Genomic DNA, 6,572 nt, shown 5'->3' with positions numbered 1-6,572 from the left:
CAGTCTGCCTGCAGCATTCAGCGTGATACCGTTGCCCTGCAATGTGGCGCCATTGGTAATATCCCCTAGGCTGCTGACGGAGAGTTGTTTATTTGCGGCGATAACGCCCTGTGCGGTCAAACCACGGGTGAGCTTCAGCGTCAGGTTACCGAGTGCAACCAGCTGGCCCGCGCCGCTGAGCGAAACCATTTCAGCAAGCATATCACCGCCGCTGAACACCTTCCCGCCGGCGTTGTTCAGGTTGTTCCCTTTTATTGTCAGGCCCTGATTACCCAGCAGCGTGCCGCTGTTGGTGATGGTCTGCGTGTTGACGTTCAGTTGTGCGGCCTGGAACAGACCACGGTTGGTCAGACTGTTACCTGTGAGCGTTGCCTGATTCGCCGCCATCACAGTGCCATTACCGGCAAGCTTCGCCACGTTTAGCAGCAGGTCAGTGGCCTGTAGCCAGCCACTGCCACTGTAGTCCGGCGTGGTGAACGTCAGCTCACCGCCGGAAAGAATCTTGCCACTGTTGTGGGCCTGCGTTGCCGCGCTGAGCGTGGTTTTACCGTTGCCCTGAATGGTGCCGTCATTGGTCAACGCGGGTGCGGAAAGCGCTGATACGTTCTGGCTGAGAAGCACTCCGCTGGTCTGGTTGGTCAGGGCATTCAGCAATGTAAGAGTCAGCCCGCTCTCGCCCTGAACACGACCTGAGTTGGCCAGCGAACTGGCGGTGATTCGGTTATCCGCCCCCTGAAGCTGCCCACTATTGCTGATGTCTCTGGCGTTGACGTTTAATGCACCGCCCGTCAGCATTTTACCGTGCTGTTGCAGATTACCACTGAGTGTCACGTTCAGGCTGTTAACCCCACTGATTTCGCCACTGTTGCTGAGCGAATCGCCATTCACTTCCAGCGTCTTCGCGCTGATTAATCCCTGGTTACCCAGCACTTTGCCGCTCAGACGGGCATCGCCCAGGGCGGTAATTTTGCTGCCGGTGGCGGCAATAACATCGTCACTCAGGGTCAGAGCCAAATCCAGCGCACTCTGAACAGCACCGCTGCTGGTCAGGCTGCTGGCATCCAGAGTGATGTTCCGCCCCTGAATCCGGCCGCTGTTGGTCACATCTCCTGCGCTCAGCGCCAGCGAGTTCTGGCTCAGCAGCGCGCCACTGTTGGTAAGCCCGTCCGCGCTGTGCAGGGTCAGACCGCTCAGCCCCGTGACCGTACCGCTGTTGTCAGTGCTTCTGTGGTGAAGCGTGACATGGTTACCCTGGACAGTGCCGCTGTTATCCAGTGAATTTCCATCAAGGGAGAGCGTGCCGGCCGAAAGCAGACTGCCCCGGTTGTCCGTGGTGGCTGCTTTCAGCGTGGTGTCACCCTGGCTCATGATATCGCCGGTACTGGTCAACTGACCGGTTGCCGAAGCAGTAAGGTTACCGGTTGCCAGCACGGAACCACTGTTCGCCCATCTGTCCGCCTGCACGGTGAGATTCTGTCCCTGCGTGGTCCCTGCGGTATTCAGTGTTTTACCCCGGAGGGAGAGGTCGCCCGCCGTCAGCCAGCGTCCGTGACGCCCCTGTGAGAAGGTGTCGCCTGCAAGCGCCAGTGCAGCGGCGCCCTGCAACAGGCCATCGCCATCCAGCGTGGTCGCCCTGACGTTCAGCGTGTCAGCGGTGATTTTACCCGGATTGCTGAGGGAGGCAGTGTTTAACGTTAAACCATTATCACCGGTGATAAGCCCGCTGTTGCGGATGTCCGGTATATCCAGCGTCAGGTCTGCAGCACTGTACAGCGTGCCGTTCTGCTGATTATCAAGCCTCTGTGTGTTAACGGTGAGTGAGGCCTCCCCCTGCAACAGACCGCTGTTGGTCAGGGTCTGTGACTGTGTATTCAGGGCGGAAGCAACAAGTACGCCGCTGCTGGTCAGTTCCGGCGCACTGAGGCTGAGCGACGGGGCGCTGCTTTTCCCGCTGTGGGTGAGCTTTTCACTGGCGTTCAGGGTGAGGATATCTCTGGCAGCCTGTGTTCCGTCAAGCTGTGCGTTCTGCACATCCACGCTGACACTGTTGCCCTGCGTCTGCGCAGTGGTCGTGGTCTTCAGACTGTTGCCTTTTACAGACACCGTGCCACCCGCACTGGTTTCACCCGCCAGTGTGGAAGACGCGCTGTTCAGCATGAGGTTACCGTCACTGTTTGTGACCGATTTTTCTGTGGTGGTCAGTGTGTCTGCAGAAGCCACAAGTTCCTTTGCCCCGGAGAGGGTACCGCTGTTGTTTATCTGCGTGGCACTGAGCGTCAGCACGTCATCGCTGATGAGTCTGCCGCGGTTTTCGAGTGTACCGCTGACGGTAACGCGGGCACTGTCTTTTGCACCGGCATCACCGGACAGTGTGGCATTGCGGGCGCTGATATCGAGTGTGCTGCCACTTTTAATACTGCCGGTGCTGGTCAGGTCAGTGGCTGTGACTTTCAGGCCGTTCCCCTGGACGGCACCGGTATTACTGAATGTCCCGGTTTTCACCGTGGCATCGCGCCCGGCAACCAGTGTCCCGCCGTTGTTCAGGCTGCCGGAGCTGACGGTGAGTGTTTTCCCGGCAACGCTACGGCCTTTCAGTGTGGTATCATCGGTGGTGGTAAGGGTGACATTTTCAGCTGCATTCACGGCCCCGGAAGTCTGGTTCAGGTGCAGTGCACTGAGCATGGCGTTCTGTCCGGCAGTCAGTTCACCACCGTTCTGTACAATCTGCCCGGATGAAGACAGCACCAGATTTTTATCCGTCACCAGACGGGACTGATTCAGTGTCAGTCCCGTTGTCCCGGTAACGCTGAGATTTCCTCCGGCTTTGTTATCCCCTGAAAGTGAGACATCCGTTCCGGTTACGGTGGTACTGCCGCCGGCAAGGCTGTTCTTCAGGACCAGTTTTCCGGAACTGCTCAGTATGATATCGCCCTCGCGGGCATAAAGGTTACCAAGATTAACCCCGACACCACTTTCAGTGGAGGTCAGATGAATACGCCTGGCGTACATTCCACCGAGAGCGCCGGTATCAACGGCAACTTTCGGCACATTACCTTCGCCCTTCAGGGCACTGACGCGACCATCTGCAGTTATCCGGTTAGCGCCTGCAGTGACAGTTAAATCCTTCGCATGAAGCGCGGCATTCACTTCCGTTGCACGGGCAATAATGGATACGGCATCGCTCCAGGTGCCGTCCAGGCCCGCGCCATTGATGGTGATACTGCCTTCAGTCACCTCCAGCGCCTGCAGGCTGCCGTCGGCATTCATCACAGGTTTGCCTGTGGTGAGCGTCGCGTGCGGCGTGTTGATAAAACCACAGCCGTCACAGGTGATACCATACGGGTTGGCAACCATCACATTCGCCGCTTTGCCGGCCACTTCCGTATAGCCCTGCAGCAATGAACGGTTACCGCCAGTCACTTCGTTGATGATACCCTTCGCTTCCCCGCCCGCTTTCAGGTTCGGGTTATTCTGTATCAGTCCACCAAGCTGCGTCGGATTAAGCTTACCGGTGGCATTATTGAGAATCAGCCCTTCCTTCCCGACGTTGTAATCCGTAAACCGGTTATGCGAAATCCCGGCCCCGTTCGGCGTGGCAATGTTCACGACCGGCACACCATTTGCCGCTTTATCCATTCCGGCCCCGTTTTGTGGGGTGATGACGGCCCCCACAGCCGGTAACAACGGCTGCCCGGCGATAATCGTACTGATAAGGTAACTCAGCAGGCGGTAAGTGAAGCGAACGGGAGGCTGATGCATGGTAATAATCCCTTAAAACGCGACGGCAACGCGCCAGTAAACCGTGAGATGGTCAGGGGCAAGCCAGTCCGGGTAAACCAGAGGCAGTCCGGCAGTGAACGAACCGGAAACATGGCCACTGGTGGTGCTGAGCCCGGCAGCAGCACCCCACAGCGTGCCGGACGAGTACAGGTCATCTCTGTCAGAGTGCAGCCAGCCGCCGTCCAGTGCAGTCACTGCACGGACTGTCCCCACATATGGCAGGGAGAACAGAGACCAGGACAGCTCATTTCGCAGATAACCGCCGTTATTACCGGAGATATACTGCTCCTTAAAGCCACGCACTGAACTCTCCCCCCCGAGGCTCAGTTGTTCCACACCATGAAGACGGTCCGGTGACCACTGGGCATAAGCGCTGGTCAGCCACCACACCCTGTCCGTGACGGGGCGCTGAAAACTGGCACTCACCGACCATTTCCGGAACTGATTTACGGGCAGGTCTCCCCTTTTCCCGTGGTCGCTTTCTGCTCCGAACCAGGGCATCCCCCGTGTGAATACCGGATTCAGTGTTCCGACACCACCCAGAAACTTGTGTGTGTGATTCAGCCCGACAGAAAATGAAGTGAGTTTACGGCTGCTGCCCTGAAGCAGAACATCATCCAGATAATTGTGAATAATGCGGTGCTGCAGACCTCCGGTCAGTGCTGTCTTCATGTCCCCGTTACGGAACAGGACATGCGACAGTCCCAGCCGGTGAGTCTGCAGGTCTCCCGTGGAACGCCACCGCCAGCCCCGGTTATCAATGGTGCTGAGGTAGTCACTCCATGAATACGTGTAATCCACCAGGGTATAGCCATACGGCAGACTGACACCGGCGGCAAAATTCCTCGCATCATGTGACACCGAAAAGTCACTGCTCCGTCCCCCGCTGACAAACCAGTTGTCAGCCAGCCCCAGAGGATTATTAAAGGAAAGGACTCCATTTAACTGCCCCGTACCGGTATTCTTCTGTCCGCTGTTGTCGATGCCCACGCTCCCTGTGACAGGCCATTCCGGCGATGCCGTCAGTGTCACCACCGACCATCCCTCACGGTCACCGGGCGATATTTCAATCTGTACCGGCTCCGTACGCAGACGGTTAATCTGCTCCATCCCCTGCTCAATATCCCGCAGGTTCAGAACCTTCCCCTCCATTCCCGGGAAAACCATCTTCAGGGTGCGGGCAGGAAGGTCAGCGCCTTCCGCCCGGATTTGCTGCAGCCTGCCTTCCATGACCGTTATGTGCAGTACGCCCCCTGAAAGGTCCTGCTCTGTCAGAAAGGCCCGGCTGGTGATATATCCCCGGCGTATATAGCCGTCCGTCACGACATCCGTGACCGCGGTCAGCCCCGTGATATTCAGACACTGATTCACCCACGGTGCCACCAGTCTGTCGGTTTCTGCAGACGTCAGTCGGGTGGCCCCACTGACAACAATGCGTGACACCGTAAAGCAGGGACCTTCAGTACCGGCAGACATTTCCGGAGACGGTATGACAGTCAGCGGCGCACTGCGCTCCAGCGCATCACGCTGACGCTGGTTTTCATCCAGCAACTGCTGCTGTTGCTGCTGAATTGCACTGCGGTCCCCCGGAGACAGCATGGCTGCCGGAGACGAAAACGAAAGAATACAAAGGCAGGGGAGGAGGGAAAAATAGCGTGCCACCGGAGAGAAAGTGCGGAGCTTAAATGCGCACTGGCCGGAAACCATACCAGGCAACGACGTTCTGCTCGCCAGTAAGTTATCCTGCCGGTGCTGCATATTCTCCTCGTGGGGTATTCAGTGTAAATTAACGTAAGCGGAATGTCAGTGCTGAAATTTACACCCGATAAAAAACATACTGAAACAATCCTGTTATGTAAAGTCCAGGAAAAATGTCAGAAATGTGATTAGCGTTGTGGTTTACAGAGGGGAAGGGAAAACAGACATTCTTGCCTGACGTGCTCAGCGCCCCCTGGAGAGGTTCACATAAAAGCTGTCCTGCAATTTGCGGGTAACCACTTCTGTCATCAAGCCGCTGGCACGAATGCTGTAGTGCGGCTGAGAGCCGCAGAGGGGAAGCTACGTCCATTTTGAGGGAAACGGAGCAAAAAAGCCCCATCCATACCCTGTACCAATCAGTGCCACCAAGTTTAATAGTCATTTCCATTCATATGGTGCACAAGGAGTTTTGAAGAAACATCCGTTTTGTTGTGTTTTTTAATCTTTTGGGAATTTTAATTCCTGTCGTTCAGGCAGAAGAAACGGATGAATGCTCTCTGTGACAGCCATATTGTCACGGGGCTTAATACCGTTTGTTAAAAACCGTACTTTGCGTACGGTTGGGCTTCAGACCCCGTAAACGCCAGGCAGCAGCCGTGGTTAAGATAATGTTCAACAGCAACCGCCTCCCAAATTCTGGTCTGGCAGGTAATAGGTGTTGGCTCCGCGCTTGCCGTTGGTGGTTGTTCTGGTAACGGTGATTTGCCCTGCCTGTTCCAGTATCTGAATTGCCCGCTTAACACTCTGTCGACTAATACCGGAGAGGCTTACCAGTTCAGTGATTGAGATTTGATTTTGTCCGGCAGCAATGACGCTGGCGATTACACACAGGATTGAATTTGTCGTTTTCAATGTCAGCGCCCCTTATCCTGCCAGGCCATGTTTTTTCTTGCAGCTGTCTGGATGTCGTCCGAAGGTCATCGAATTATAGTTCAAAGAAAAAAGATATCGAGCAATGCGAGTTCTTTTTCTCCTTATGCCGCGCCAGCGGCATGGAAGGCGGCACGCTGTGGTTACATGTGATACAGGAGTAA

2 protein-coding genes and 1 pseudogene are annotated in these 6,572 nt (G+C 56.0%); all 3 read right to left on the bottom strand.

Annotation, left to right across the window (positions count from 1 at the left end):
* Nucleotides 1-3,759, bottom strand: a pseudogene (gene cdiA / locus E0D98_RS20430) (contact-dependent inhibition toxin CdiA); the annotation flags it as partial.
* Between the two features lie 12 nt (nucleotides 3,760-3,771).
* Nucleotides 3,772-5,538, bottom strand: a complete 1,767-nt coding sequence (locus tag E0D98_RS20425; protein WP_096855857.1) for a ShlB/FhaC/HecB family hemolysin secretion/activation protein — start codon at nucleotides 5,536-5,538, stop codon at nucleotides 3,772-3,774.
* A gap of 612 nt (nucleotides 5,539-6,150) precedes the next feature.
* Nucleotides 6,151-6,390, bottom strand: coding sequence for an HTH domain-containing protein (locus tag E0D98_RS20415; protein WP_071988618.1), 240 nt, complete (start codon nucleotides 6,388-6,390; stop codon nucleotides 6,151-6,153).
* Between the last annotated feature and the right edge of the window lie 182 nt (nucleotides 6,391-6,572).

It is taken from the genome of Escherichia sp. KCJ4928 (genome assembly GCF_004352695.1).
GTDB lineage: Bacteria > Pseudomonadota > Gammaproteobacteria > Enterobacterales > Enterobacteriaceae > ECMA0423.
The sequence above is the reverse complement of the archived record's forward strand: the minus strand, read 5'-3'. Positions and strand labels throughout refer to the sequence as shown.